This is a genomic window from Salipiger sp. PrR003, assembly GCF_010500785.1.
GTDB lineage: Bacteria > Pseudomonadota > Alphaproteobacteria > Rhodobacterales > Rhodobacteraceae > Salipiger > Salipiger pacificus_A.
This window is the reverse complement of record NZ_JAAGOV010000098.1, coordinates 113,732-137,467: the sequence shown is the minus strand read 5'-3', so window position 1 is coordinate 137,467 and position 23,736 is coordinate 113,732. Positions and strand designations below refer to the sequence as shown.

Below are 23,736 nucleotides of genomic sequence, written 5' to 3'. Positions count from 1 at the left end.
GGTATCTAATCTTGATTTACTATGCGTGGAATCTTCGCCGCAAGCAAGCAGAACTTCCGGTATAGTTCTTGATGAGCAAGAACAGTTGTGTTTATTCTTGCGGTGAGCGACACGATAGGGCGCAGGACACGTGCAGGCGATACTGGAAAATCTAAAATCGCTGGGATGGCGGCGACTCTCGGTCCTCGGAGGCACCGGGCTTGCCCTTGTTCTGGCGGTATTTTTCGGACTTTCCGTGATCACCACGCCGGATTACGTCTCGCTCTACCGCGATCTGAATCCGGCCGATGCCGCCCGTATCGTCGACTCGCTCGAAGCCGCCGGGATCCGCAGCCGCACCGACACCGCCGGCACTGCAGTCAGCGTGCCCGCCGAGGACATGGCCCGCGCCCGCATGGAGCTCGCCTCGCTCGGCCTGCCCAGCGAAGGCACACCGGGCTGGGAGCTCTTTGACGAGCAGAGCGGGCTTGGCATGAACAGTTTCATGCAGCGGGTGAACCGGATGCGCGCCATGGAGGGCGAACTGGCGCGCTCGATCCAGACCATCGACGGGGTCGAGGCGGCGCGGGTCCACCTGGTGCTGCCCGAGCGCGAGCCCTTCTCGCGCGAGCGGCCGAAACCCTCGGCCTCGGTCATCGTGCGCGGCTCGCGCCAGATCGGGATGAAGCAGGCCCATGCGATTCGCTCTCTGGTTGCGTCAGCGGTGCCCGATCTCGCCCCGGCGCAGGTGACGGTGCTCTCGGCCTCGGGCGAGACGATCCTGGCCGACGACGGCGAGGCGGGCAGCGAGGCCTCGCTGCAATCGGCCCGCGCCCAGATCGAGGACCGGCTCAGTCAGCGCATCACGCAGATCCTCTCGGCCCGTGTCGGCGCGGGGAACGCGCGGGTGACGGTGAGCGTCGATCTGTCGAGCGAGCGGCAGGTGGTGCGCGAGCAGAGCTACGATCCCGACCAGCGGGTGGTGCGCTCGACCGAGACCCGCGAGGAAACCACACAGGATCAACGCGCAGCCAGCGGCGAGGTCGGCGTGGCCGACGACGTGCCAGCGGCACTGGCCGACGCGGTGCCCGGCAGCAACACCAACAGCTCGAACACCAGCAACGAGATCGTCAACTACGAGATCGGCGGCAAGCAGGTCGAGACAGTGCGCGAGCCCGGAGACGTAGAGCGCATGTCGGTGGCGGTGCTGATCAACGGGATCTACAACGTCCAGCCCGACGGCTCGGTGGAATACGAGGAACGCAGCGCCGAGGAAATCGCGCGGCTGCAGGCGCTGGTGCAAAGCGCCATGGGCTTCGACGAGAACCGCGGCGACACGCTCGAGGTGGTGAGCCTGCGGTTCATGGATTACTCCATGGACGTCGGCGAGCCGGTATCCCGCAGCTTCGCGCAGGTCATTACCGACAACCTCGGAACCATCCTGCGCGGGCTCTTCGCGCTGGGTCTGGTCGCGGCGGTGCTGGCGTTCGGCGTTCGCCCGGCACTACTGCGTCTGATGGAGGCGAACAGGCCCGCTACCGGAGAAGGCCCCGGCGGGCTGCCCGCGCCCGAAGCAGCCGCCCTGCCCGGTGCCAAGACGCCCCCCGGCCTTCCCGGCCAGCCCAACGCACCCCCGATCCAGGCCCTGCGCGAAGAGCAGGTCCACAGCGGCACGGTGCTCGACCCGCTGCCCGAGGGCAGTGCCGAGATGGTCTCCTTCGCCTCGGTGCAGGGCGGCGTACAGCGCGGCTGGATCAACACGGTCGGCCAGCTGATCGAGGATGAGCCCGAGGACGCGATCAAGGTGCTGAAAGGCTGGCTGGCAGAGGGGACCGCGACATGAGTTTCATCTTCGACCGCAACTTCGATGCCGAGGCCGAGGCGCAGCGCCGCGGCGAGCAAGCCAAGGTCGGCGCGATCTATACCCGCGCGGAGTTCGATGCGGCGGTGGCCAAGGCGCAGGCCGAAGGCTTCGAGGCCGGGCTGGCGCAGGGCCGTGACGAGGCCGCGAGCGCCGCACAGCAGAGCACGAGCGCACGTCAGGTGACCGCCGTCGAGGCCATCGCGCCCGCGCTCCATGCGCTGTTTGCCGACGCCGACCATCACCACGCGGTGCTCGAGTCGCAAATGGTGGGCTTTGCGCTTTCGGTGTTGCGGCAGGTCGCCCCGGCGGCGAGCGCCGCGCTGGCCGACCAGGAGGCGCTGCAGGAGGCCCGCTGCGCGGTGCGCATGGCGCTCGGCGCCGCGGAGCTGAAATTCCACTTCGCCCCCGAGGTCACGGAAAGCTGCGCCGCCGAGATTCAGCGCGTCGCGCGGCACGCCGGTTTCGGCGGACGGATCGAGGTGAGCCCCGACCCCGCGCTGGCAACGGGCGATGTGCGTGCCGAATGGGACCACGGGGTGATGCACTACAGTTTCAATGACATCTGCCAGCGCATTCTCGGCGCGCTCGAGGACAGCAAGGCACGCATCGACGCAAGCGTCGGGCAGGATCAGGCAGGAGAATAAGACGTGACAGACGAGGCACAGACCGCAAAAGCGGAACCCGGAGGCGCCGCCGCGCCGAAGCCCGCCGATGGTGGGCAGGGCATCGACGCGATGCTGAACGTCGGGCTGAACGTGCAGATCGTGCTCGGGCAGACCCGCATGCCGATCGCGCAACTGCTGAAGCTCAGCCGGGGCTCGATCATCGAACTGGACAAGAGCATCGGCCAACCGGTCGAGGTGATGATCAACGAGCGGCTGGTGGCCCGGGGCGATCTCGTGCGCCTGCCCGACGAACGGCTCGGCGTCTCGCTCATCGAGATCGTCAAGGACTACGTCTCCGAAGAATGAGCCTCCGGTCCGGCCAGTGGGGAGTTGCACTCACCTGCCTGCTTCTGGCGGCGGGGGGGCTGCTTGTGGCCGCGGGCCCGGCCCATGCGCAGGCGGCCGGCTCTGACCTTCTGGGCGCGATCGGCGACGCATTGAGCTCCGCCCCCGCCGGATCGGACGAGCGCGCCTCGCTCTCGGGACGCATCCTTCAGCTCATCGCGGCGATGACGGTGCTGTCGCTGGCGCCGGGACTGCTCGTCATCATGACCAGCTTCACCCGCTTCGTGATCGTCTTCTCGATGCTGCGCTCGGCGCTCGGGCTCAACCAGACCCCGCCCAACATGGTGCTGACCTCCATGGCGCTGTTCATGACCTTCTTCGTCATGCAGCCGGTGTTCGAGGACGCCTGGGAGGGCGGCGTGCAGCCGCTGATGGAGAACTCGATCACCGAGGAACAGGCGCTCGCGCGCATCGGACAGCCGTTCAAGAGCTTCATGTATGCCAACACCCGGGAAAAGGACCTGAGCCTGTTCCACGACATCGCCGCGCGCAGCGACGCCGGCGGCGCCGAGGTCGAGCCCGGCCCCCTGCCCGCCTCCGCCGAGGCCGTGGGCTGGCGCGAGCTGGTTCCGGCGTTCATGATCTCGGAGCTGCGCAGGGCCTTCTCGATCGGCTTCCTGATCTACCTGCCCTTCCTGGTGATCGACCTGATCGTCGCATCGGTGCTGATGAGCGCGGGCATGATGATGCTGCCGCCGGTGCTGATCTCGCTGCCGTTCAAGGTCATCTTCTTCGTGCTCATCGACGGCTGGTACATGCTCGCCGGGAGCCTGATGGAAAGTTATCTGCCGCTCTCGGGAGCGGGCTGAAAGACATGATTGGAGCCGCCAGATGGCTGTAGCGAACGTTCAACGCACCACGACGAGCGATCCCGCCCCGCAGGCGCCGCGGCGCAAGCTCACCGGCCCGCAAAAAGCGGCGATCCTGTTTCTCTGCCTTGGTGAGAAGCGGGGCTCGGCGCTGATGCAGAAGCTCGACGACGACGAGATCCAGCGCGTCACCCGCGCCATGTCGGGCCTTGGCTCGATTGCGGCGCAGACGGTCGAGCAGGTGCTGGCGGATTTCGTCGAGGACATGACGAACGGCGGCGGCGTCGTCGGCTCCTTCGCGGTGGCCGAGAACCTGCTGCGCTCGCTGCTGCCTGGCGAGCAGGTCGAGGCCATCCTCAAGGACATCCGCGGTCCACTGAAGGAGCGCGACCTCTGGGCCCGGTTCAGCGGCCTGTCGGAGAACGTCATCGCCAACTACCTCAAGGGCGAGCACGAGCAGACCATCGCGGCGATCCTCACCAACGTGAAGACAGATGTGGTCGCCAAGGTGCTGCCGCTCTTGGGGCCGGAGAAGATGAACAGCGTCGTCGAGCGGATGATCCGCATGGAGGCCGTGCCGCACCACATGATGCGGCAGATCGAGGAATCGCTGCAGAGCGACATCATCAATGCCGGCGCGCAGCCCACCGCCGCCGAGCAGCACCAGCGCATGGCGGATCTGTTCAACAAGCTCGATCGCGGCGCCTTCGACGCCATGGCCCCCATTCTCGAGACCACGATCCCCGACGCATTCGCCTCGATCAAGGCGAAGATGTTCACCTTCGAGGACCTCGTGCGGCTCGAGCCGATGGACCTTGCGCGGATCATGCGCGGCGTGCCCGGCAACACGCTGCCCACCGCCCTGCGCGGCGCCAGCCAGGACGCGCGCGACGCCTTCCTCAACGCGCTGCCCGGTCGCTCGCGCGACATGCTGATCGAGGAGATGGAGAGCATGGGCCCCGTCCGCCGCCGCGACGTGAGCGCGGCGCAGGCGCTGATGCTCGACTATGCGCGCACGCTTGCCGATCAGGACCAGATCACCCTGCCGCTCGGCGACGACGACGACGAGATGTATTGACGACGGGAAGCCCGGGGCTCAGCGCGTCCTGTACCCGCTGAAGCCCTGGATCGCCTGGATATCGATGGTCACCGGCACGAAGCTGCCAGAGGCGCCGCTGGCGGCGCTGTTCATCAGCTGAATCGCGGCATTCGTGGAGCTGAAATCCGCAGTCGCGTCGGTGATCGCGACGTATTTCTGCACAAGGCTCTCGACATACTCCGGATCGCCCAGGCGGCCGATCTCGATGCGGCTGGCAATGAGCTCGGCCTGCTTGTCGATGTCCCCGCCCGCGATGGCATCGGGCAGCCCAAGCGCGGTGCGGGCGAACTCCGCAAGATCGCGATCCTTGAGCAGATCGAACACCGTCCTGACCTCGGCGGCCTTGCGGCGGAACTCGAGCACGGTGCCGAGCGCTTCGTTGTCCGCGGACTTGGCGTTGACGTAGGTGGTGTCGACATAGGCCGCCACGATCTGCGTCTTCCAGTCGTCGTCCGACGTATTGGGATTCGCCTTGCCGCCGTCGCTGAAACCCATGGCGTTGTAGAAGGTCTCGAAGCGGTCGTCGGTCAGCCGGTTGACCAGGGCGTCGCGGTCGTTGATGTCGCTCTGCAAGACCTTCTTCATCATGGCCTTGCCGAAGATCTGGTCCTCGAGGTCGTAGGCCTTCATCACGAAGCTGTAGAGTTGGTAGTCGCCGACGAGGTCGTCGACGCTCTCGACCTTCTCGATGTTCTCCATGAAGTAGTCGATGGCGCGCTTGTGCTCCGCCTCGTCCGGGATCATCGCGTGCTCCTTGTCCGCCGTCGCATCGACGATGCGAAGGGCGAGACCCGTGGAGAGGCCAGCAACGGAAATCATGTCGGGATCCTCGGCAATTCGTCAGGGGACGTGGGATCGAGGCCCGCCGGGCCAAGCACTTCGAGCTCGCGCTTCATCAGCGGCCGCAGCTCGCGCAGCGCGGTGAAATACTCGCCCATGCTGACGTTGTTGGCAGCTTCGAACACATGCCTGGCCAGTTGCGGCGTGAACACCGTGGCCAGCTTCGCCAGCTGCTGCTGCGCCGACTTGGTCAGCGCGTCGCGGCGGTCCGGGTAGATCAGCGCGGACTGGATGAGGAAGTAGGCCGCGCGCACGGGCGTGGCGGCGGCCTCGGGCTTCAGCAGGTCGGTCTCGCGGATGATGTCGGCACGGTTCTCGATGGTCAGCGTGGTCTTGCGCCCGCCGTTGCGCATCATGCAGCCGTTGACGACGATCCGTTCAAAGGGCTTGAGAGTAAGGTTGAGCGCCATCTTGTGCCATGCCTGTCGGGGCCGGGCGGGCAGCGGAGAGCCCGGCGAGAATGTTCCGGTTCACGTCGATCAGCGCCGGCAGGCCGGGGCCGCCGCCAAGGACCGTCGTGCTGGTGCGGTCGACCCAGAGCGAGATCGACAGAAGGTTGGCGCGCAGCGCCTCGGGGAGCGCGTTGCGCGAACTGGCGAGGTCGTCGCGCAGCTGCGACCAGAGCCGCTGGTTCTGCGCCAGCGCGTCACGCAGACCGTCCGAGAGCACCGCGATCCGCGCGGACTTCTCGGGGGAGGCCGCCCAGGCCTCGACGTGCTGCTGCAGGGCGCCGGTGACGCGGGCGAAGACGCGGGCCTCGATCTGGCGCGGGGACTCGCTTTCGCGGATCGTGCGTTGATATGCGGAGATGCTCATTGCCGTTCCTGCCTCTGCTCCCCCGACGTGCTGCGGGGTGACGGTAAGCCGGGCCCGGTTTGTCCGAGGCTCCGACGGAAAGGGGGCGCCGATGGCGCCCCCCACTTATGCCATCAGAAGATGTGCCGCTTCCAGCGCTATTAGCGGAAGAGCGACAGAATGTTCTGCGGTGCGGAGTTGGCGATCGACAGCGACTGCGTGGCCAGCTGCTGCTGGACCTGCAGCGCCTGCAGACGCGCCGCTTCCTCTTCCATGTCGGCATCGACCATGGCCGAAACACCGGTCGAGATGCGATCGGTCAGTTCGTTTAGGAACGATTGCTGCGTCTCAATCGCCTTTTCGGCAACACCAAGGCTGGTGGCCTGCTTGGTGATTGTGGTCAGCAGGCCCTCTGCGGCAGTCAGGTGATCTTCAATCGTTTCCGTGCCGGTACCATAGTCCTCAGCCGATACAGAAGCTGCGATGGCCTTCAGTGTCGCCGTGCCACCTGCAGCGTCGGTACCATCAGTCACAAGCAGTTCGAGGTCAATCATCGTGAACGATTGCTTCGTGGTTGAGAGGTCCGCGCCATCGCGACTGATCCCGGTCGTCACCGTCTTGTCGATCGACGTAGCGGTCGTTAGAGGAGTTCCGCCATTCAATTCTGTCGTACCAGCAGTGCTGATCAGGTTTTCACCGTTGAAAGAAGATTGACCAATGGTCGTTTCCATTTGAGCGACCAAGGCAGCCAATTCTTCACCAACGGCAGCCTGATCAACACCCTCTTCTTGCGCGAAAGCCAAGCGATCGACGAACTGCTGCGTCAGGTCCACAAGGGTTTCGGCGCCGAGGCGGGCCGTCGAGACCGAGCTCTTCGCCAGAGTCATGCCCTCGTTGATCGCGGAGTACATGCCGCTTTCCGAGTTCATGGTGGTCGAGATCTGGAAGTAGGACGCGTTGTCCTTGCCCGACTCGACCTTGAGGCCGGTCGAGATGCGGCCCTGCGTATCTTCAAGCTGCTTGTTGATGTTGCGCAGGGTCGACAGCGCGTTCATCGCGCTTGCATTGGTATTGATGGAAGACATTGTATCTGCTCCGATTTCTATCGTTGTGCTTCGCCTTTCTGGCGAAAACGGTCCTGCCGTGGGGTATCCGTATCACGAGAGATTGGAACCAGAGGTTAAAGAGAGGTTAACGCTAAACCGACTGATCGAAGCGTTGCGTCTGGGTAACGCATTGTGTCGGCTTTGTGCCATCCTTGCCATACACTCCCCGCAAACTCTGGCGCTCGCGGATCCGGTCGATCTCTTTGGCCACCGCGCCGGTCGCCTCGGTCATCCGGCGTAGCAGCGCCAGGTCGCCATGGATCAGCTCGCGCAGCTCCGACAGGCTCTGGCGCAGCTTCGCCGCCGCAGGATCCTCGCCGCCGAGCAGTGGCTCGGGGTCGGCAAAGGCGGCCTCGATCTCGGCGAGCAGCTCCTGCTTGCGGGGGAAAAGCTGCTCGACGCGCGCCAGTTCACCCTTGCCGATGGCGGCGATCTCCTCGCGCAGCAGGCGCGACAGGCGGTCGATCAGCGCATGGGCGCGGGGGCGGGTCATCTCGGTCATGTCTTGTCTCCACGGCGGGCGGCCCCATAGGCCGACATCGCCTGTTCCAGGTTGCGCGCGATGCCCGCACCGCCCTGCTCTGCCAGCTCCTTGCCGAAGGCCTCGGCGAGGAAATAGCGCCAATGCTCCTCGGCTTTGCCGCCGCCGAAATCGCCGAGATCCACTTCGCTCAGCATCTCGTTGACCATCTCGGTGAGGAACATCGCCTCGAATTCCTTGGCGGCGCTGGCCGGGGCGTCGGGCGCAACCCTCCCCGGCTGGGCGATCTGAGTGCCGGTGACCTGCAAGGCGGCCATGGAGGTCTTCACGTCCATCGAGTTTCTCCCCTAGATGATCTCGAGATCGGCATGCAGCGCGCCGGCAGCCTTGATCGCCTGCAGGATGGAAATCGTCTGCGTCGCGGTCAGCCCGATGGCGTTGAGCGCATCGACCAGCCGCTGCAGGCTGACGTCGGCGCCCTCGAGGATGGTGAAGTGGGTTTCCTGCTCGTCCACCGCCACGGTCGTGCGCGGCACGACGACGGTGGTGCCCCCGATGGTGATCGGCTCGGGCTGGCTGACCTCGGGATCCTCGCGCACCATGACCGTGAGCCCGCCCTGGCTGACCGCCACGCGGTCGATGCGCACGTCCTCGCCGATGACGATGGTGCCCGAGCGCGCGTCGATCACCACCTTGGCCACGGCATCGGGATCGACGCGGATGTTCTCGACGTCCGACAGGATGCCCGCCACGTCGCCCTTGCCCGCGCCATGCAGCGCGACCTCGACCGTGCCCGGATCGAGCGCGGTGGCGGTGTTGCTGCCCATGCGCTTGTTGATCGCCTCGGCCATGCGGGTCGCGGTGGTGAAATCGGGATTGCGCAGCGCGATGCGGATGGAGCTGAGCGAGGCGAGCGCGAATTCGACCTCGTTTTCGACCGTCGCGCCGTTCTCGATCCGCGCCACGGTCGGCACGCCCTCGACCACCGAGGCGGCCATGCCCTGCGCGGCGTAGCCTGCGACGGCGATCGGCCCCTGCGCCACGGCGTAAACCTCGCCATCGGCACCGGTCAGCGGAGTGACGATCAGCGTGCCGCCGCGCAGCGAGCTGGCATCCCCCAGAGAGGAGACCACCACGTCGATCGGCGAGCCGAGCCGAGCGAAGGGCGGCAGCATGGCGGTGACCATCACGGCGGCAGTGTTGCTGGTCTTGATCTGGTCGTCGGAGAGGTTGCCGACTCCGAGCCGCTCGAGCATCGCCTCGATGCTCTTCTCGGTGAAGGGGCTGTTGCGCAGGCTGTCGCCGGTGCCGTTGAGCCCGACCACGAGGCCATAGCCGACAAGCTGGTTTTCCCGCACGCCTTCGAAGTTCGCGATATCCTTGATCCGGACATCCGACGAGGCGGGAAGCGCCACGAAGAGCGCCAAGCTGGCGGCGACGAGACAGGCTGCGATACGCATGGGACTCCTGGGTGCGGTCCTGTGTTTCAAGAATTAAACATCGTATCGCCGATTTCTTCAACGACATTTTCCAAACTAATCATGCTATCCTTGTGTATTGCTTGACCTGACAAAAATTTGTCCTCATGATCCGCCTATCCATCATGGATAATCAGTGACGGCCGGCTATCGGGAGAGCCTTGTGCATATCTATCTTTACGAGCCACGTTCAAACTCCTTCAGCGGCCTGCTCTCCGAACTGGATGCGGCGCAATGGCAGACCGTGGCCGTGGGTGACGATTTCTTCGAGCGCGAACTCGGGCTGCTGAGCAGCGACGGCTACGCGGACCGGCCGGTGTTGCTGTCGGAGCAGCCGCGGACCGTCGAGCATATCTTCCGCCTGCGCAAGTCCGGCTGCCGCAACCCGATCCTTGTGCTGCGCGACCAGCGCGATCCCGAAGCGGCGATGGAAGCGCTGGATGCCGGCGCCGATGACGACATCGTCGGCCCGCTCACCGGTCCCGAACTGCGCGCGCGGGTAAATGCCATCACGCGGCGGTTCCACGGCCATGCGGCCGGATCGGTGCGGATCGGCGATATCACCGCCTATTTCGACGGCCGCGATCCCGACGTGGCCGGCACGCCCATGCGCCTGTCGCAGCGCGAGCTGGCGATCTTCCAGCAAATCGCGCTTGCGGCGCCCCGCGTGGTGTCGAAATCGGTGATCTACGACGCGGTCTACGGCATGGCCGAGGACCAGCCCTTCGACAAGGTGATCGACGTCTACATCTGCCGCATCCGCAAGAAGATCGAGGAAATGTCGCCTTCGGGCGATCCGCACATCCGCACGATCCGCGGGCGGGGCTACAAGCTGGCGCCCGGCGCCGAAGCCGAAACTGAAGCCGGAGCCGGCAAGAAGGCCGAGACGGCGCGCCTCAGCCTCGCCGACCGGTCACATGTAGTTCAGAAAGCTCAGCTGGGATAGGCGCGCTGTGACCGTGTAGCTGGCCTCGAGCTGGGTCTGCAGCAGGGTCACGTTGCTTGCCGCCTCGTAGGCATCGACGCCGTCGAGCTCCATAAGGCGCGTTTTGTAGAGCACTGCGCGGTCCGCGATTTTTTCGTTCTCGGTCTCGAGACGCGCCGCGACGGTGGAAACCTGCGTCTCGGTCTCCAGCAGACCTGTCACGCCGCCGGACAGCGCCTTCACGGCGGCGCCCATCCATGTGTTGTAGGCTTCGCCGTCGCCGATCTCCGCCGGATCCTGCGCGACCAGCAGGACCAGCCCCTTGACCACCTGCCGGAAGGCTTCGTCGTCCGCCTGCACGCCATAGGCAACGCTGACACCATCCCCGAGGTTGGCGCGCTGCCGGGCATTGCCGACCGAGCCATTGTAGAACAGCGACTGGTAGTTCGTGGCGGGATCAGCGGCGGTGTCTGAGAAAATCGCGTCGATCTCTGCCAGAACCGCATCCGCGTCGGCGGCGGAGTTGAGCCCTCCTGACAGCAGACCTGCCAGCACGCCTTCCGGAGACAGGCCGCTGTCCGATTGCGCCTGCCCCCAGGGCTGAAGAGCACTGGTGACATTCACGGTACCCGAGAAGAGGCTCATGCCCGAATAGGCTTGCGCCGAATGGCCGATCAGCGCGTCGAGCGCGGCCCTCGCGGCGATCTGCACACCGGTGACGCCGTTTGCCGAATGCTCGGAATTGGCCACCGCGAGATCGAGCGCCTCCTGCACCGACTCGCGCATGGAGCCGAGCGCCTCCGTGGTCATCTCGATCCGCGACAACGTGAGCGCATTGGCGGCCGACTGTGCCTCGTCGCGATCGAGCCGGGCGTTGAGGCTGAGCGCCTCGGTCGCGCCGAGCCCGATCGACTTGTAGATGTCGCTCTTGTAGCCGGTCGACAGCTCCTGTTCGGCGCGCGACAGCGCGTTCGACAGTTCCGCATTCTGGTTCCGGCGCAGCAGGCTCGAGTAGAGCGTGGAGGCACCTTTGCTGAGGTAGATCATGGCGGGCTCCGGGATCAGAAGCTGTCGAGCAGCGTGTCGAGCATGGACATGACCGTGGTCATGACCTGCGCATTGGCGGAATAGGCCTGCTCGATGGCGACGAGCTGCTGCAGCTCGTCATCGACGTTGACCCCCATGAAGCCGAGGCGGGTTTCCTGCACCGTCATCGCGGCCGCGGCACTGGTCTCGGCAGCACTCTCGGCTTTTGCGCGGGTGGTGTTCTGGCCCGAGATGAGCGCCGACATGTAGTCCGCGAGCGTGGCGGTGTCGCCAAGTCCAAGCGATCCGTCGAAGCTGGTCTTCGTTGCCATCCCGTCGATGAACGCATTGAGCTGGGTCGTCTCGTTGCTCTCGCCCTCGACCGTCGCCGACATGCCGTCGCGCAGGCGCCAGGCCGCGCCGCCCTCGTCGGGAACAACGGCACTGTTCACCGCGATCCGCGCGGCAAGCCCGGCGGTCACGGGGACGCTCAACGCGGCCCCCGCATCGGTGAACAGCCCCGGCTCACCGGGCGCCAGAGAGGCATCGGCGCTTTCGAAGACGTCTATCAGGGCACGCGCCACCTCGTCGAGCTGCGCGCTCATCTCGGGGATCGTGTCGTTGTAGAGGGTGACTTGACCCGCGAGCGAGCCCTCGGCGATGCCGCGCACCCCGGCAACGCCGGGCGTGATGTCGACGCCGCCCGCGCTCAGCACGCCGGTCTGCGCGTCGAAGTTGATCGACTGGGCCGCCTCTCCCTGAAGCAGCGCGGTGCCGCCGGTGGTGAAGATCTCCATCCGCCCCTTGGCATCGGTGCGCATGGTGAAATCCATCTTCTCCGCAAGCCCGTCGAGCGCCGCGGTGATCTTGTCCCCCACCGTCAGCGTCTGGCCCTCGCTGAGCTTGCCGCTGGAGAGCTGCGCGTTCATCTCGGCCAGGTCGGCCAGCGTCGCGTTCACGCTGACGATGTCGTTCTGCGCCGAGGACAACGCCTGCGCCCGCGCGTCCACAAGCGCGCCCGAGGCGGCGTTCAGGGACTGCGCAAGTTCCTGCGCCTCGCCCACCGCGACGAGCTGCAACGAGCTGTCCGCGGGGCTCGCCGCCATCAGCCCGAAGCTGTTCTGCAGGTCGGTGAGCCGGGTGAGCAGCGTGACGTCGGACTCGGTGTTGCCCAGTTGCGATGCGTAGAGCGACAGGCCCGTCGCGATCGCGTCCTGGGTTGCGGTGCGCGAGACCTCGAGCCGGTACATGCTGTCGAGCGAGGTATTCACCGCCTGGGTGATCTCGCTAATCGTGACGCCACCCTGATTGCCCGACACGATGGTCGGATCGCGCCGCGAATAAGAGGCGTTGTTGGCATTGGCGATGTTGTTCGAGGTCGTCTGCGCCCAGCGGGAGGTGACGCTCATCCCGCTGCGTGCCGCGTTGAGGGCCGCGGAAAGGCTCATGGTGCGATCCTATATGCCAAGTCTGTCACCCGGTTCCGCCCGGGGCTCAGCGCTTGAGATTGACGGTTTCGTTCAGCATCTCGTCGGCGGTCGTGATGATCTTCGCGTTCGAGGAATAGGCGCGCTGACGCTGGATGAGGCTGGTGAGTTCCTGCGCGATGTCGACGTTCGAGCCCTCGATTCCGCCCGAGGTGAGCGAGCCGGTCTCGCCGGTGCCCGACGCACCGAGATAGAAATCGCCGGACTCGCCCGACACCTGGAAGGTCGAGTTGTTCGAGGTCGCAAGCCCGTTGGCGTTGGCGAAGGTTGCCAGCGGCACCGAGTAGAGCGGCTTGCGGGTGCCGTTGTCGAAGATGCCCCAAACGTCGCCGGATTCGTCGAATTCGACGCTGGTCAGCACGCCGCTCTCGCTGCCGTCGGCATCGACCTTCATCGGCGTGTAATCCCCGGCGAACTGGGTCAGCCCGTCGAAGGCGCCAGGCGCGCCAAGCGACATGGTAATGGTCTGCGGCGTGGTGCCATTGTTGATCGTCAGGCTCACCTCACCGGTGGCCGCATCGAAGGCGAAGCCCGCGGGCGCCGTCGCCAGCGAGGTCACGTTGGTGTAGCTCGCCGGCGAACCCGCATTGGGGCCGCTGTTGTTGAAGGTCATCGTGACGCTGCCGTAGTCACCGCCGGGGCCCGAGATGGTGACGTCCCAGGTGTCATCGGCGGCGGTTGGCTGGAAGGAGAGCGTCAGCCGGTCCGCCTCGCCGAGATCGTTGTAGAACTCGACCGAGGTGGTAAACGCGCTCCCCGGCGTGGCGAGGCCCGTCTCCTGCGAGGGCAGCGTGCCGCTGATCCCGATGGTGCCCGTGGCCGAGCCGTTGATCGACTGGCTGGCGACGTTGATCGGCTCGAGATCGGCAAAGCTGGACCGGTCCACCGCGCCAAGCTCGCCATCGGCACCATAGGCAAAGCCCATCAGGTAAAGCCCGGCGCCATTCACCAGGTTGCCGTTCTCATCCGGCGCGAAGCTGCCGTCGCGGGTAAACATGTTGCCCGTCGTATAGCCCGCGTCGATGTTCGAGTTGACCACGAAGAAGCCGCTGCCGTTGATCGTCAGGTTCGACGCGACCGAGGTTTCCTGAAAGGTCCCCTCGGTGGTGTTCGAATGGGTGATCGTCGTCGCCACACCGGCAGAGGTGCTGGCGGTGGCGGCGGTCGAGCCCGAGGTGATCATTTGCGCGAAGCTGCGGCGATAGCCTGCCGTATCCGCGTTCGCAATATTGTTGGAAATGCGTTCAACCGCATTGGAGTTCGCCGTGAGGCCGCTGACCCCGGCCGCCATCGCGCTGGAAATGCTCATGTCCGTCTCGCCCTGTTGGTCGCAGTTGAACTTTTACTGACTGGTCACATAGGCGAACCAGGTTTCACCATGGTTAAATCCGCCTTTACTTGTATTAATTTCAGCGGAAGTCCGCTGAATCTTGCCTGATCTTGCGAGGTGCTTAAATCCCTCGATCAATTGAGGTTCCCCGTCTCCGGCAGGCTGTCGAGCGTCTGCTGCGCCTTGTCGATCCGCGCTCGCGCGGTTTCCTCGCGCAGCGGCAGCAGCGCCGGCGCCGGCTCGGTCAACCCGCGCGCGATCTCGGCCCAGCCCGGCAGTTCGGTCAGGCTTGGAAAGGTTTCGGCAAGCTCGGCTGCCCGGGCATTGTCGCCACTGCGGTGCGCGGCCAGCAGGTAGCGGATCGCGTCCGGCAGCGGCAGCGCACTGCCCTCGCGCGCATGCAGCCTCCCGTAGGCCGTGGCCGCCGGAGCCCAGTCCCCCCGCTCAAAACGCGCCAGCGCCCGCAGGCGCAGGATCTGCGTGGTTTCACCCCGCTCGTCCGTGTCGGCCAGCAGCTCGGCACTCTGTCCCGTCTCATCGAAGTAGCGGGCCGAAACCAGATCGAAACGCCGTTTCAGATCCGGATCGGACAACGTGATCGGCTGCAGGAGCAGCGTGCCCAGAGCCTCGAACTGGCCGCCCGCCAGCAACGTCTCGGCTTCCTTCACCTTGAGGCGCGCCAATTGCCCCTCTTCCGCGGTGGTGATGCCCAGGTCCTGTGCCGCCGTGAGGTAGTCGTGGGTGGTGGCATATTCTTCGGCGGCAACCTTGGTTGCTCCGGCTTTTCGGAAGGTGTCGGCAAACATCTCCGAGGCCAGCGCGAAACCCTGCGTGAAGCGGAAGTAGCGCGAAATGCGCGTGTGATCCGCCATGAAGTCGCCGAGGGAGATCTCTCCCTCCGAGCCCTTGCGATAGAGGTCTTCTATCAGCGCCCGCGCCTTCTGATGCGCGGCGGCCGCCTGTGGTGTGCCGGCGCGGCGCGACACCAGAAGCCCGTAGGTCTCGATTGCCTCGACCTTGCGCCCGGCGATGACCTGCAGCGAGGCCAGCTCGTCGAGCACCTCTCCCGAGGAGTCGTCGCCCCGCCACATCTCGGACTCCAGTTCGAGCAACTGGATCGCCTCGCCGGTCGAGAGTGCATCTCGCCTCAGACCCAGCGAGACCAGCGCCCGCCGCGCGCGGTGCGCCCACACATCCCGACCCGAGATCACATGCGCGTAGCTGTCGAAGGCGGCCAGCGGCTTGTCGACCGTCTCGGCCACGGACCCAAGCAGGTAGTAATAGGCGGCTCCGCCCTTCAGCTCGGGGTAGTCGTCAAAGGATGCCGCCAGATCGCGCGCGAGGCGCCATTGCCCGGTCTGGATGGCGCATTCGAGCAGCCCCGGCAGCACCCGGGCCCGCACCGGCGAGGGGAACCGCGCAAGGCGCGCAACGGCGCGCGCCAGAAGCGGCCCAGCTTCTGTGCAGCTTCCGTCGCGGATGTGCGAAAGGGCGAGGAAAAGCGGCTGATCGGGCCAGCCGTCGTGCCCCGGACCGAGCAGCGCTGCCGCGCGGTCGGTCAACGGGCGGCGGCGCTCATCGATCAGGCCGAGCGCCAGTTCGAACGCACGCGCCCGCAACGCGTGCGCCAGCGGCACCCCCTCGCCGCGCACGGCACTCAGCACCGAAAGTCCTTCGGGGGCCATCGCATGAGCGAAGAAGAACTCGGCGAGATCGGTCAGGGCGCGGGCAAGGTCGGGCTGACGGTCCTCCGCCGCGATCACCGCATCCATGAGATGCGCGCGCTCCTCGAGAAAGGGCTGACCGGCGCGGGCACCAAGATAGAGCGCGGGCGGGTCGATCATCCGCGGCTCGGCCAAGACTGCCGGGGTGACCTGGGCGATCTGCGCGGGGCTGGCGCGCTCGGCGAGCGCCGGGCAGCCGCAGAGGACCAGCGCCGCCACCGCCGCCTGCCGCCCCACCCATGCGCAAGAATAGACCACCAATCACGCCCGCCTTATCATCATAATGCTTGCGTTATCTTAGCAAAACCCGCATCATCAGCAAGAAAAGAATGATCGAGCAAATATTGACGGGCAATTTGCATGGATAATTCGATTTACGTCGCACTCTCCCGGCTCACCGCTCTCGAGCGGCAGATGGACGTGACCTCGAACAACATCGCCAATGCCAATTCGACCGGCTTCAAGGCCGAGCGGGTGTTGTTCGAGACCTATCTCCAGCAGGACGACGCGGCGCTGGCCGGCGACGGCACCAACTATGTGCTCGACCGCGGCTCCTACCTCGACAACAGCTCGGGCGCGATCATGCCCACCGGCAATGCGCTCGACCTCGCGCTGAGCGGAGAGGGCTGGTTCGCCTACCAAACCGCGCAGGGACAGACCGCCTTCGGCCGTGACGGAGCCTTCGTGCTCGATGCCGAGGGCCGGGTGATCACCGCCAGCGGCGCGCAGGTGCTGGATGCGGGCGGCGCACCGATGGTGCTGCCGCCGGCGCAGGCCTCGACGGTCAGCATCTCCAATGACGGGGTGATCTCGGATGCCGAGGGTGCCGTTCTAGGACAGATCGGAGTCTTCACCCTGCCCGACCGGCAGAGCCTCGGGCGCTCGGGCGGCGGCATGTTCGTGCCGCAGGACGGCAATGGCGGGCTGCTGCCAGACGAGAGCGGCACCCAGATCATCCAGGGCGCCGTCGAGATGAGCAACGTGCAGGCGGTGACCGAGGTCACCCGGCTGATCGAGATCCAGCAAGCCTATCAGCAGTCGCTGAACTTGGTGCAATCGGATGACGAGCTGAAAAAGGACATGCTGAGCCGGATCCGGAACAGCTGAGGAAGGGACGACCATGAAGGCACTCGGAATCGCCGCAACCGGCATGATGGCACAGCAGACCAACGTCGACGTCATCTCCAACAACATCGCCAACGCCAATACCACGGGCTTCAAGGCCTCGCGGGCGAGCTTCACCGACCTTATCTACGAGAACATCACCCGCGAGGGCGCGGTGACCGCCGAAGAGGGCAATACCCGCCCCACCGGACTCGACATCGGCTTGGGTGTGCGCACCGCGGGCACCGTACGGCTCAACACCCAAGGCGGCCTGGCGCAGACCGAGAACCAGCTCGACATGGCGATCGACGGGCGCGGCTATTTCACCGTGAACATGCCCGACGGCAGCCAGGCCTACACCCGCGACGGCTCGTTCCGCCTGTCGGCCGAGGGGCAGATCGTCAACGAACAGGGTTACGAGATCGACCCGGGGATTGTGCTGCCCGACGACACGGTCTCGATCTCGATCAGCGAAACCGGCATCGTCAGCGCCTACACCGGCAATGACACAACCCCTGTCGAGGTGGGCCAACTCACCCTGACCACCTTCGTCAATGATGCCGGCATGCGCCCGCTGGGCAACAACATGCTGCAGGCGACAGTGGCCTCCGGCGATCCGATCCCCGCAGTACCCGGCGACGAGGGCGTCGGTATCCTGCGCCAGGGGTACCTCGAAAGCTCGAACGTCGACATCATCCGGCAGATCACCGACCTCATCCAGGCGCAGCGCGCCTACGAGATGAACTCCAAGGCCATCGAGACCGCCGATCAGATGATGTCCGCCGCGAACCAGATCCGCTGAGCCCATGCGCTGCCTCGCCGCCCTCCTCGCCGTGCTGATGCTGGCGCCGCTTGCCGGACACGCCGAAACGCCCGTCGTGCTTATCGAAGAGCAGGCCCGGATGAGCTGGGCGGAGGCGCTTCCGGCCGAGGCGAACCTCCGCGTGCGGTTCAAGGGCGCGATGATCGACGAGGCCGAGACAATTTCGGCCTTCTGGATGGATCGTGAAAGCGGCCAGTTCCTTGCCAACGCGGTGACCGAAGACGGGGTGACGCACCGCCTCCAGGGCTTCATCATCGCCACGCGCAGCCTGCCCGTGCCCACCCGCCGGCTGATGCCCGGCGATCTGATCGGCGCGCAGGACATCAAGACCGTCGAAATGCCGCTGAGCCGGGTCGGCGCCTTCACCGTGGTCGACGAGGAAAAGCTTGCCGGCATGCAGGTGCGCCGGATGCTGGCGCAGGGACGGCCGGTGATGACCCAATCCGTGATGCAGCCGCTGGTCGTCGGCCGCGGCGACAAGGTAAACATTCTCTACGACGATGGCCGGCTGGTGGTGACCGCCCCGGGCCGCGCGCTCACCGATGCCCACCGCGGGCAGGAGATCCGCATCGTCAATCTCGTCAGCAATACCCCCCTCGTCGCCATCGCGCGCGAGGCGGGCCTCGTGGAGGTGATCCGATGACCCCGCTCCGTCATGGCCTGATGGCCGCCTCTGCCCTTGCCCTGCTGGCGGGCTGCAGCACCCCGGCCTTCGACCGCGAGCCCGAGGTGAGCCGCGTCGGGATCGACCCCGAGACGCTGGCCGAAGCGCGCAGCGTGAACATTCCGATGCCGCCGCCCAAGCCCGACCGCATACCCTACCGCGCGGAAGGTGCGTCGCTCTGGGAACGAGGGTCGTCGGGCTTCTTCGGGGATCAGCGGGCAACTCAGATCGGTGACATCCTGACCATCCTCGTCGAAATCGAGGACGAAGCGTCGCTCAGCAATGAATCGGACCGCAGCCGCACCGGCGGCTCGACCTTGGGTTTCCCCAGTTTCTTCGGCTATGGCAGCCAGATCGACAAGATCCTGCCCGGCGTCGGCCCCGAGGATCTGCCATCGGGAGACAACATCGTCGATATCACCTCGACCACCGGCGCCTCCGGCTCCGGCAGCATCGACCGCGAGGAGAGCATAAGCCTACGCATGGCGGCGCTCGTCGTGCAGGAGCTGCCCAACGGCAATTTCGTCGTCGCTGGCCGGCAGGAGGTCAAGGTCAACGAGGAACTGCGCGAGCTGCGCGTCACCGGCATCATCCGGCCGCAGGACATCGACCGTACGAATGCCATTCCCTACGACAAAATCGCCGAGGCGCGCATCTCCTACGGTGGCCGCGGCTCGGTGAGCCGGCAGCAGACGCGCGGTTACGGCGAGGACGTGATGGACGTTATTTTGCCTTATTGAGCTAAATCGCGCCCTTATTTGAAGAAACTATCGCCCGAATCTTACGTCACTACGGACCCTGACAGAGAAACTGCGGGATTCGTTATGAAGAAATCATACATCGCCCTGGCCGCCCTGCCGCTCGTCTTCGGAGCGCTTGGCTACGCTGCCGGCCACATGATGGCGCCCGCTGCGACCGCGCCGGTCGAAACCAAAGCGGAAGCCATCGAACCTGCGGCAGCCAAACAGATCCTCGACGATCTGGCGACCAAAGGGCCGAAGCACGTCCCCACGCCCGAGGATGACACCGAGATTGCGCAGCCGTTGCCGCACGAGCATGCCCGCAACGGTGGCCGCCCCGAGACCGAGATCTCCCACGAGCCCGCCGACACCGCGGGCATCCTGACCAAAGATCGGATGGACGATTCCAGCATCGTGTCGCTTGGCAAGATCTCGGTGCCGGTCTACCGCGCCTCCAGCATTACCTACGTGGTCTCGGAAGTCGGTGTGGCCATGCGCGACGTACCCACCGCAGTCAATTTCAACATCGCCGAGAACGCCTCGCGCCTGCGCGACGCGATCCTGACCTCGATGCACCGCGCCGCAGATGGCAACACCATGAAGGGTGTGAACATCGACACCGGCGTGCTGTCGCGCGAGCTGTCTGCGGACCTGAAAAAAGACTTCGGAGACGATGTCTCCGAAGTCCTGTTCCTGTCGCTCGTGAAGGCCGACGTGCCGCGCAGCTGAGCTGCTCAGATGATTTCCTCGATGAGGCCCGCAAGCACGGTCTCGCCGTTCTCCAGGTGGAGCGTGGCGAGGCCGTTTTCGTAGGTCATGCTCTGCACCTTGAGCGGCGCATAGGTCTGCGATGCGATCGTGGTACCTTCGGAATCCACCGCCTCGAGCTTCATCTTATAGTTGCCAGCCGGCAGCGGCAGCCCCTCGTAGTCGAGCCCGTCCCAGACCACCGTGTGGCGCGCCCCGGCGCTGGTGTCGAGCCCGGTGTAGCTGCGCAGCACGGTGCCATCCTCTGCGGTCACCGTCAGCGTCGCAGTCGCGGCCTCGGCAGCCAGGACGTAGGACATCTCGGCGGAGCCGCCGTCCTCGCCCAGCGTCACCCCCTCCGTCGCGGTCACCACCGAGCGGCCGATCAGCGACAGTCCGGTGATGGCCCCCATCGACGCCAGCTGGTCGGAGATGCCCTCGAGGTTGGAGTTGGTCGCAACCGATTGCTCTACCTGGCTGAGTTGCGCGAGCTGCGAGATGAAGGTTGTACTGTCCATCGGCTCGAGCGGGTTCTGGTTCTGGATCTGCGCGGTAAGCAGGGTGATGAAGCTCTCGTAGTCCTCCGAGAGCTGGCTCATCGAGCTGCTTGCGGAACTGGTGGTCGTGCTGACGCTGGTCGTGCCGAACGGATCAATGGCCATCGAGATAGGTCCCCGTCAAATGCTGATGTCCACGCTGCCCTCGGGCAGCAGGCGTGAGTGCGATGCCGCGCCGTCGAGGCTCGATGCCTCGGTGCTGACGCTGCCGTAAGTCGTGTAGCCGCCCATGCGGGCACCGTCGTGGTTTTGGCCGGAGTGCTGAGAGCCTCCCTGCGCGCCCATGTCAGAGAAGCTGAGCGCGCCATCCTCGACTGCGTGCCCGGCGTCGCGCAGCAGGGCAAGAAGCGCGTCGCGGTCGGAGCGCAGCGAGGACAGCACCGCCGCCTGATCGGCGCGCACGACGACCTGCAGCTTGCCCGCCTCGTCTGGCGTCAGCGAGATCTCGACCTTGCCCAGTCCCTCGGGCTTGAGTTCGACGTTGATCTCTCCCTCGGCGTTGGCGCTGGCGCGGATTTGACCCAGCACGTCTTGCCCCTGCACCGCCAGTTGCGGCGACGTACCAGCCACCTGCGCGGCGGCAAGGGCGCTGGCGGCAAGCGGCGTCGCGGAGACCGGCGCAAGCGGCATGGCCTGCATGTGCGATGCCGCGCCCTCCGCCGGCTGGGCGGCCACCTGGCCAGCCGTTGTGCCCGCCGCCAGCACCTGAACCGCTGCCCGCTGCCCGTCCGAGGTCTCGCCATCGGTCTGCGGCACCTTTTCAGCGATCCCCCGCAACTCGGCCGCAGGATGCCTGATGTCCTCTGGCAACCTCGACCCCGCCACGCCTTCCCCTGCGGGCTGGCCGCGCAGGGGAAGCGACAGCAGCTGCCCCAACCCGGAGACGGCCGGACCGCGCGGCTGCGCGACCTCTTCGGCCACGAGAATGGCCTGGCCCAAGAGCGCTGCCAGCGCGGCGGGTTCGCCCTCGATCTCATCGGCTCCGCCCAGCAACGCCTGGAGGTCTGCCAGCCCCTCGGAGAGGTCACGCCAGGACATCTCGTCCGCCGCGCCCTCGCTCCCGAAGCTCGCAGAGAGATCGGCAACCAGTGCTTCGGCGCGCTCCAACAGCGCCGGATCGCCGGCCAAAGCTGTGCCGAGCTGCGCGATCAGCGGGCCGACAATGGCCGCGATCTCTTCCTCGGACAGGTCTGGATCGGCCAGCGCCGCCTCGGCGTCGGCGAGCATGTCACCGAGCTCGCCGGACCCTGCCCCGTCGCCTTCCGCCGGAGGCGCGTCATCCCCCCCCAAGAGCGCGAGAAGGCCGGCGAAGGGTGTCTCCCCTTCCGCCGGCTTTTCCGCCGTGGCGCCATTCGTGGCTCCCGCGCCGCCGAATGCGCCGAGAATATTGATCATGTCAGCACTGCTCGCGAGAAGCCCCTGTCTATGAGATTGCGCCGCAGCCGCAGCATGGCGCGCTTTTCAACCTGCCGCAGGCGGTCCTGCGACACCCCGAGATCCCGGGCAATGCTGCCGAAGGGCTCGGGATCTGCCTGCAGGCGCCTGCGCCGGATCACCGCGGCTTCTTCCGGGGTCATCGGCTCCAGCGCCTCGGCCAGCAGGCGTGTCAGCATGGCCCGCTCGCTCTCCTGCGTGACCAGCTCCTCCGGCCCCGGCTCGCCCGATACGAGAATATCCCGCGGGCGCCCGTCCTCTTCGTCGTCACCGCCGTCGAGCGCGATGATCCCATGGGTGGCCATACGGATCCGGACGCGTTCCTCATCCGAGAGCTTGCCGGTCTGGGCATCGAGATAGGTGCGCGCCGGGATATCGATCACCGCCTTGATCCGCGCCAGCGCGCCGGAAATGCCGTTCATCACCCACCAGGCCGCATAGGTCGAGAAGCGCACCTCCTGCTGACGGTCGAAACAGTCGGCGGCCTTGATTAGGCCGAGAATTCCCTCGGCCGCCAGATCCTCGAGGTGCACCGGGTTGTCGGTGAACCGCGCGGCCTGGGACCACGCCTGCCGCGCGTGCGAGCGCAGCAGCAACTCAAGGGCCTTGCGGTCCCCGCTGTCTTGCCAATCGCAGATGGCGGTCCGTTCCTGCTCTACGTCAAGAAACGGCTCGCGCATGGCTGCCTGGTACGTCATGGACATCATGAAGAAACGCCCAACTCATTCTTGCCTGCAAGAATAAGTAAACACAGTTCTTCAACCTTCGGAAGAATATAATGATTTACTGAAGGTTAAACCGTGCAGCCAAGTTGCTCTTCAGCGGCGCGTCTTCGCGCTCGGGCGCCCCCATGACGGCGCGCAGCATGATCTCGGTCCGCGCCGCCCACTCGCTCAGCCGGAGCGGTGCATCCGAGACGCTCAGCAAGTCCTCAGGCACGAGCAGAGGGTCGGGCGAGCTGAAGCCGGGGTCGAGATCCGCGAGATAGACCGCAAGCTGCCGCTGCCAGAGGAAATCGGAGCGCATGAACAGCATGGGATCGGGCAGCAGCGGGCGTCGCTCGGCGAGCCAGTGACGCGACAGGCACCGACCGAGCCCACGGCAGAAGCCCTGCGGATCCACGTCATGCCCCTCTAGAACCAGCGTCGCGGCCCGGCGCATCGCGGCGTGGGCCATGATATAGAGCGCGTCGGTCTCGTGCTCCATCGGCACACCGCCAAGGCTCTGGGCCAAAACCAGCGCCTCGCCCACCGTCTCGCCAAGGAGCTGCGAGAAGGAGCTTCCGCCTTCCGGCAACATCACCACCATCGTGCCATAGGGCAAGTCGAGCGGCAGCTCTTCGACAAGCACGTCGCCAAGCGGGAGAGCGGGGGCCAGTTCCAGCTCGTCGGCCATGACCAGCGGCCGCGCACAGCCGCCCTTTGCGATCAGGATTACCACCTGGACCGGCAGGATCGAGGAAAGCGCCGCACGAAACCGCAAGCCGAAGCCCGTGTCGGGCAGCGCCACGCCGTTCCGCCAGATCAACCGAAGTACATCCCCGCCACGCATCTGCTTACCCATGCCCCAAGTGAGTCATTTCCCCAGGACATACAGTAAATTTTGAGCGGATATCCGCAAACCCACCAAATGTTAATGGTTCCGCCAGATGTAGGGGGGTTGAACTTTCCAAGCCCTACATCCTGACAGGCGAGTCGCCCCTCGAAGGCCCTGT

At 65.8% G+C, this 23,736-nt stretch carries 26 protein-coding genes; 11 read left to right on the top strand and 15 right to left on the bottom strand.

The features are described from left to right. Nucleotides 1-130: 130 nt before the first annotated feature. The 5 genes from fliF to G0D83_RS28835 are packed head-to-tail and all read left to right on the top strand — an operon-like array spanning nucleotide 131 to nucleotide 4,740. Nucleotides 131-1,822, top strand: coding sequence for a flagellar basal-body MS-ring/collar protein FliF (gene fliF / locus G0D83_RS28855; RefSeq protein ID WP_164197914.1), 1,692 nt, complete (start codon nucleotides 131-133; stop codon nucleotides 1,820-1,822). Then, nucleotides 1,819-2,487 carry a FliH/SctL family protein gene (locus tag G0D83_RS28850; RefSeq protein ID WP_164197912.1) on the top strand — a complete coding sequence of 223 codons (669 nt, stop codon included), beginning with the start codon at nucleotides 1,819-1,821 and terminating at the stop codon, nucleotides 2,485-2,487. Before fliF ends, G0D83_RS28850 begins: the two co-directional genes overlap by 4 nt. Before the next feature lie 3 nt (nucleotides 2,488-2,490). After that, the gene (locus G0D83_RS32900) at nucleotides 2,491-2,814 is read left to right on the top strand and encodes a FliM/FliN family flagellar motor switch protein (protein ID WP_370457342.1); all 324 of its coding nucleotides are present in this window, start codon (nucleotides 2,491-2,493) and stop codon (nucleotides 2,812-2,814) included. After that, the gene (gene fliP, locus G0D83_RS28840; RefSeq protein ID WP_108970228.1) at nucleotides 2,811-3,662 is read left to right on the top strand and encodes a flagellar type III secretion system pore protein FliP; all 852 of its coding nucleotides are present in this window, start codon (nucleotides 2,811-2,813) and stop codon (nucleotides 3,660-3,662) included. Before G0D83_RS32900 ends, fliP begins: the two co-directional genes overlap by 4 nt. A 22-nt stretch (nucleotides 3,663-3,684) precedes the next feature. Continuing rightward, a complete protein-coding gene (locus G0D83_RS28835) occupies nucleotides 3,685-4,740 on the top strand; it encodes a flagellar motor switch protein FliG (protein WP_164197910.1) in 1,056 nt (351 codons plus the stop codon). Nucleotides 4,741-4,758: 18 nt separating this feature from the next. Here G0D83_RS28835 and G0D83_RS28830 read toward each other — a convergent pair whose 3' ends face one another. The 7 genes from G0D83_RS28830 to G0D83_RS28800 form a co-directional block, all read right to left on the bottom strand. Further along, entirely contained in the window at nucleotides 4,759-5,580 is an 822-nt protein-coding gene (locus G0D83_RS28830) for a DUF1217 domain-containing protein (RefSeq protein WP_164197908.1), read from the bottom strand. Then, nucleotides 5,577-6,011, bottom strand: a complete 435-nt coding sequence (locus G0D83_RS28825) for a flagellar biosynthesis repressor FlbT (RefSeq protein WP_108970231.1) — start codon at nucleotides 6,009-6,011, stop codon at nucleotides 5,577-5,579. The genes G0D83_RS28830 and G0D83_RS28825 overlap by 4 nt, the downstream gene beginning before the upstream one ends. Further along, the gene (flaF, locus tag G0D83_RS28820; protein ID WP_108970232.1) at nucleotides 5,980-6,417 is read right to left on the bottom strand and encodes a flagellar biosynthesis regulator FlaF; all 438 of its coding nucleotides are present in this window, start codon (nucleotides 6,415-6,417) and stop codon (nucleotides 5,980-5,982) included. The genes G0D83_RS28825 and flaF overlap by 32 nt, the downstream gene beginning before the upstream one ends. Nucleotides 6,418-6,557: 140 nt before the next feature. After that, entirely contained in the window at nucleotides 6,558-7,481 is a 924-nt protein-coding gene (locus G0D83_RS28815; protein WP_164197905.1) for a flagellin, read from the bottom strand. Between the two features lie 112 nt (nucleotides 7,482-7,593). Then, the gene (locus G0D83_RS28810) at nucleotides 7,594-8,004 is read right to left on the bottom strand and encodes a flagellar protein FlgN (RefSeq protein ID WP_164197904.1); all 411 of its coding nucleotides are present in this window, start codon (nucleotides 8,002-8,004) and stop codon (nucleotides 7,594-7,596) included. Then, the gene (locus tag G0D83_RS28805) at nucleotides 8,001-8,318 is read right to left on the bottom strand and encodes a rod-binding protein (protein ID WP_164197903.1); all 318 of its coding nucleotides are present in this window, start codon (nucleotides 8,316-8,318) and stop codon (nucleotides 8,001-8,003) included. Before G0D83_RS28805 ends, G0D83_RS28810 begins: the two co-directional genes overlap by 4 nt. A 12-nt stretch (nucleotides 8,319-8,330) precedes the next feature. Further along, the gene (locus tag G0D83_RS28800) at nucleotides 8,331-9,443 is read right to left on the bottom strand and encodes a flagellar basal body P-ring protein FlgI (protein ID WP_164197902.1); all 1,113 of its coding nucleotides are present in this window, start codon (nucleotides 9,441-9,443) and stop codon (nucleotides 8,331-8,333) included. A 181-nt stretch (nucleotides 9,444-9,624) separates the two neighbouring features. On the opposite strand from G0D83_RS28800, the gene G0D83_RS28795 reads away from it, so the two are divergent. Continuing rightward, nucleotides 9,625-10,407, top strand: coding sequence for a response regulator transcription factor (locus G0D83_RS28795; RefSeq protein WP_108970236.1), 783 nt, complete (start codon nucleotides 9,625-9,627; stop codon nucleotides 10,405-10,407). Here the strand turns inward: G0D83_RS28795 and G0D83_RS28790 are convergent. The 4 genes from G0D83_RS28790 to G0D83_RS28775 all read right to left on the bottom strand — a co-directional run bounded on the left by G0D83_RS28790 (nucleotide 10,375) and on the right by G0D83_RS28775 (nucleotide 16,214). After that, entirely contained in the window at nucleotides 10,375-11,433 is a 1,059-nt protein-coding gene (locus G0D83_RS28790) for a flagellin (RefSeq protein ID WP_164197901.1), read from the bottom strand. The two genes, G0D83_RS28795 and G0D83_RS28790, sit on opposite strands and share 33 nt — an antisense overlap. Before the next feature lie 14 nt (nucleotides 11,434-11,447). Beyond that, nucleotides 11,448-12,860 (bottom strand): flagellar hook-associated protein FlgK, encoded by a 1,413-nt coding sequence (gene flgK / locus G0D83_RS28785; RefSeq protein WP_164197900.1) that lies wholly within the window; start codon nucleotides 12,858-12,860, stop codon nucleotides 11,448-11,450. A gap of 46 nt (nucleotides 12,861-12,906) precedes the next feature. Continuing rightward, complete coding sequence (locus G0D83_RS28780) at nucleotides 12,907-14,208, bottom strand: flagellar hook protein FlgE (RefSeq protein ID WP_164197899.1); 1,302 nt, start codon at nucleotides 14,206-14,208, stop codon at nucleotides 12,907-12,909. 155 nt (nucleotides 14,209-14,363) lie between these two features. Further along, on the bottom strand, nucleotides 14,364-16,214 hold the full coding sequence (locus G0D83_RS28775) for a hypothetical protein (protein ID WP_164197898.1): 1,851 nt from the start codon (nucleotides 16,212-16,214) through the stop codon (nucleotides 14,364-14,366). 99 nt (nucleotides 16,215-16,313) lie between these two features. Here G0D83_RS28775 and flgF point away from each other — a divergent pair, with 99 nt between their 5' ends. The 5 genes from flgF (at nucleotide 16,314) to G0D83_RS28750 (ending at nucleotide 20,013) form a co-directional block, all read left to right on the top strand. Beyond that, on the top strand, nucleotides 16,314-17,060 hold the full coding sequence (gene flgF, locus G0D83_RS28770; RefSeq protein WP_164197897.1) for a flagellar basal-body rod protein FlgF: 747 nt from the start codon (nucleotides 16,314-16,316) through the stop codon (nucleotides 17,058-17,060). Nucleotides 17,061-17,073: 13 nt separating this feature from the next. Then, entirely contained in the window at nucleotides 17,074-17,859 is a 786-nt protein-coding gene (flgG, locus tag G0D83_RS28765) for a flagellar basal-body rod protein FlgG (protein ID WP_108970242.1), read from the top strand. A gap of 4 nt (nucleotides 17,860-17,863) precedes the next feature. Continuing rightward, nucleotides 17,864-18,523 (top strand): flagellar basal body P-ring formation chaperone FlgA, encoded by a 660-nt coding sequence (gene flgA, locus G0D83_RS28760; protein ID WP_164197896.1) that lies wholly within the window; start codon nucleotides 17,864-17,866, stop codon nucleotides 18,521-18,523. After that, the gene (gene flgH, locus G0D83_RS28755) at nucleotides 18,520-19,284 is read left to right on the top strand and encodes a flagellar basal body L-ring protein FlgH (RefSeq protein ID WP_108970243.1); all 765 of its coding nucleotides are present in this window, start codon (nucleotides 18,520-18,522) and stop codon (nucleotides 19,282-19,284) included. The genes flgA and flgH overlap by 4 nt, the downstream gene beginning before the upstream one ends. Nucleotides 19,285-19,368: 84 nt before the next feature. Continuing rightward, nucleotides 19,369-20,013 (top strand): hypothetical protein, encoded by a 645-nt coding sequence (locus G0D83_RS28750; protein ID WP_164197895.1) that lies wholly within the window; start codon nucleotides 19,369-19,371, stop codon nucleotides 20,011-20,013. A gap of 5 nt (nucleotides 20,014-20,018) precedes the next feature. Here the strand turns inward: G0D83_RS28750 and G0D83_RS28745 are convergent, their stop codons facing one another. The 4 genes from G0D83_RS28745 to G0D83_RS28730 all read right to left on the bottom strand — a co-directional run bounded on the left by G0D83_RS28745 (nucleotide 20,019) and on the right by G0D83_RS28730 (nucleotide 23,585). Beyond that, nucleotides 20,019-20,693 carry a flagellar hook assembly protein FlgD gene (locus tag G0D83_RS28745; protein WP_164197894.1) on the bottom strand — a complete coding sequence of 225 codons (675 nt, stop codon included), beginning with the start codon at nucleotides 20,691-20,693 and terminating at the stop codon, nucleotides 20,019-20,021. A 15-nt stretch (nucleotides 20,694-20,708) separates the two neighbouring features. Next, on the bottom strand, nucleotides 20,709-21,983 hold the full coding sequence (locus tag G0D83_RS28740) for a flagellar hook-length control protein FliK (protein ID WP_164197893.1): 1,275 nt from the start codon (nucleotides 21,981-21,983) through the stop codon (nucleotides 20,709-20,711). Continuing rightward, the gene (locus G0D83_RS28735) at nucleotides 21,980-22,729 is read right to left on the bottom strand and encodes a sigma-70 family RNA polymerase sigma factor (RefSeq protein ID WP_164197892.1); all 750 of its coding nucleotides are present in this window, start codon (nucleotides 22,727-22,729) and stop codon (nucleotides 21,980-21,982) included. Before G0D83_RS28735 ends, G0D83_RS28740 begins: the two co-directional genes overlap by 4 nt. Before the next feature lie 76 nt (nucleotides 22,730-22,805). Beyond that, on the bottom strand, nucleotides 22,806-23,585 hold the full coding sequence (locus tag G0D83_RS28730) for a hypothetical protein (protein WP_164197891.1): 780 nt from the start codon (nucleotides 23,583-23,585) through the stop codon (nucleotides 22,806-22,808). Nucleotides 23,586-23,736 lie beyond the last annotated feature (151 nt).

Bases quoted from the DNA above. Each gene is read 5' to 3' on its own strand.
- G0D83_RS28850 (WP_164197912.1), top strand. From the start codon at position 1,819: ATGAGTTTCATCTTCGACCGCAACTTCGATGCCGAGGCCGAGGCGCAG.
- fliP (WP_108970228.1), top strand. From the start codon at position 2,811: ATGAGCCTCCGGTCCGGCCAGTGGGGAGTTGCACTCACCTGCCTGCTT.
- G0D83_RS28835 (WP_164197910.1), top strand. From the start codon at position 3,685: ATGGCTGTAGCGAACGTTCAACGCACCACGACGAGCGATCCCGCCCCG.
- G0D83_RS28830 (WP_164197908.1), bottom strand. From the start codon at position 5,580: ATGATTTCCGTTGCTGGCCTCTCCACGGGTCTCGCCCTTCGCATCGTC.
- G0D83_RS28825 (WP_108970231.1), bottom strand. From the start codon at position 6,011: ATGGCGCTCAACCTTACTCTCAAGCCCTTTGAACGGATCGTCGTCAAC.
- flaF (WP_108970232.1), bottom strand. From the start codon at position 6,417: ATGAGCATCTCCGCATATCAACGCACGATCCGCGAAAGCGAGTCCCCG.
- G0D83_RS28815 (WP_164197905.1), bottom strand. From the start codon at position 7,481: ATGTCTTCCATCAATACCAATGCAAGCGCGATGAACGCGCTGTCGACC.
- G0D83_RS28810 (WP_164197904.1), bottom strand. From the start codon at position 8,004: ATGACCGAGATGACCCGCCCCCGCGCCCATGCGCTGATCGACCGCCTG.
- G0D83_RS28805 (WP_164197903.1), bottom strand. From the start codon at position 8,318: ATGGACGTGAAGACCTCCATGGCCGCCTTGCAGGTCACCGGCACTCAG.
- G0D83_RS28800 (WP_164197902.1), bottom strand. From the start codon at position 9,443: ATGCGTATCGCAGCCTGTCTCGTCGCCGCCAGCTTGGCGCTCTTCGTG.
- G0D83_RS28790 (WP_164197901.1), bottom strand. From the start codon at position 11,433: ATGATCTACCTCAGCAAAGGTGCCTCCACGCTCTACTCGAGCCTGCTG.
- flgK (WP_164197900.1), bottom strand. From the start codon at position 12,860: ATGAGCCTTTCCGCGGCCCTCAACGCGGCACGCAGCGGGATGAGCGTC.
- G0D83_RS28780 (WP_164197899.1), bottom strand. From the start codon at position 14,208: ATGAGCATTTCCAGCGCGATGGCGGCCGGGGTCAGCGGCCTCACGGCG.
- flgF (WP_164197897.1), top strand. From the start codon at position 16,314: ATGGATAATTCGATTTACGTCGCACTCTCCCGGCTCACCGCTCTCGAG.
- flgG (WP_108970242.1), top strand. From the start codon at position 17,074: ATGAAGGCACTCGGAATCGCCGCAACCGGCATGATGGCACAGCAGACC.
- flgA (WP_164197896.1), top strand. From the start codon at position 17,864: ATGCGCTGCCTCGCCGCCCTCCTCGCCGTGCTGATGCTGGCGCCGCTT.
- flgH (WP_108970243.1), top strand. From the start codon at position 18,520: ATGACCCCGCTCCGTCATGGCCTGATGGCCGCCTCTGCCCTTGCCCTG.
- G0D83_RS28750 (WP_164197895.1), top strand. From the start codon at position 19,369: ATGAAGAAATCATACATCGCCCTGGCCGCCCTGCCGCTCGTCTTCGGA.
- G0D83_RS28745 (WP_164197894.1), bottom strand. From the start codon at position 20,693: ATGGCCATTGATCCGTTCGGCACGACCAGCGTCAGCACGACCACCAGT.
- G0D83_RS28740 (WP_164197893.1), bottom strand. From the start codon at position 21,983: ATGATCAATATTCTCGGCGCATTCGGCGGCGCGGGAGCCACGAATGGC.
- G0D83_RS28735 (WP_164197892.1), bottom strand. From the start codon at position 22,729: ATGATGTCCATGACGTACCAGGCAGCCATGCGCGAGCCGTTTCTTGAC.
- G0D83_RS28730 (WP_164197891.1), bottom strand. From the start codon at position 23,585: ATGGGTAAGCAGATGCGTGGCGGGGATGTACTTCGGTTGATCTGGCGG.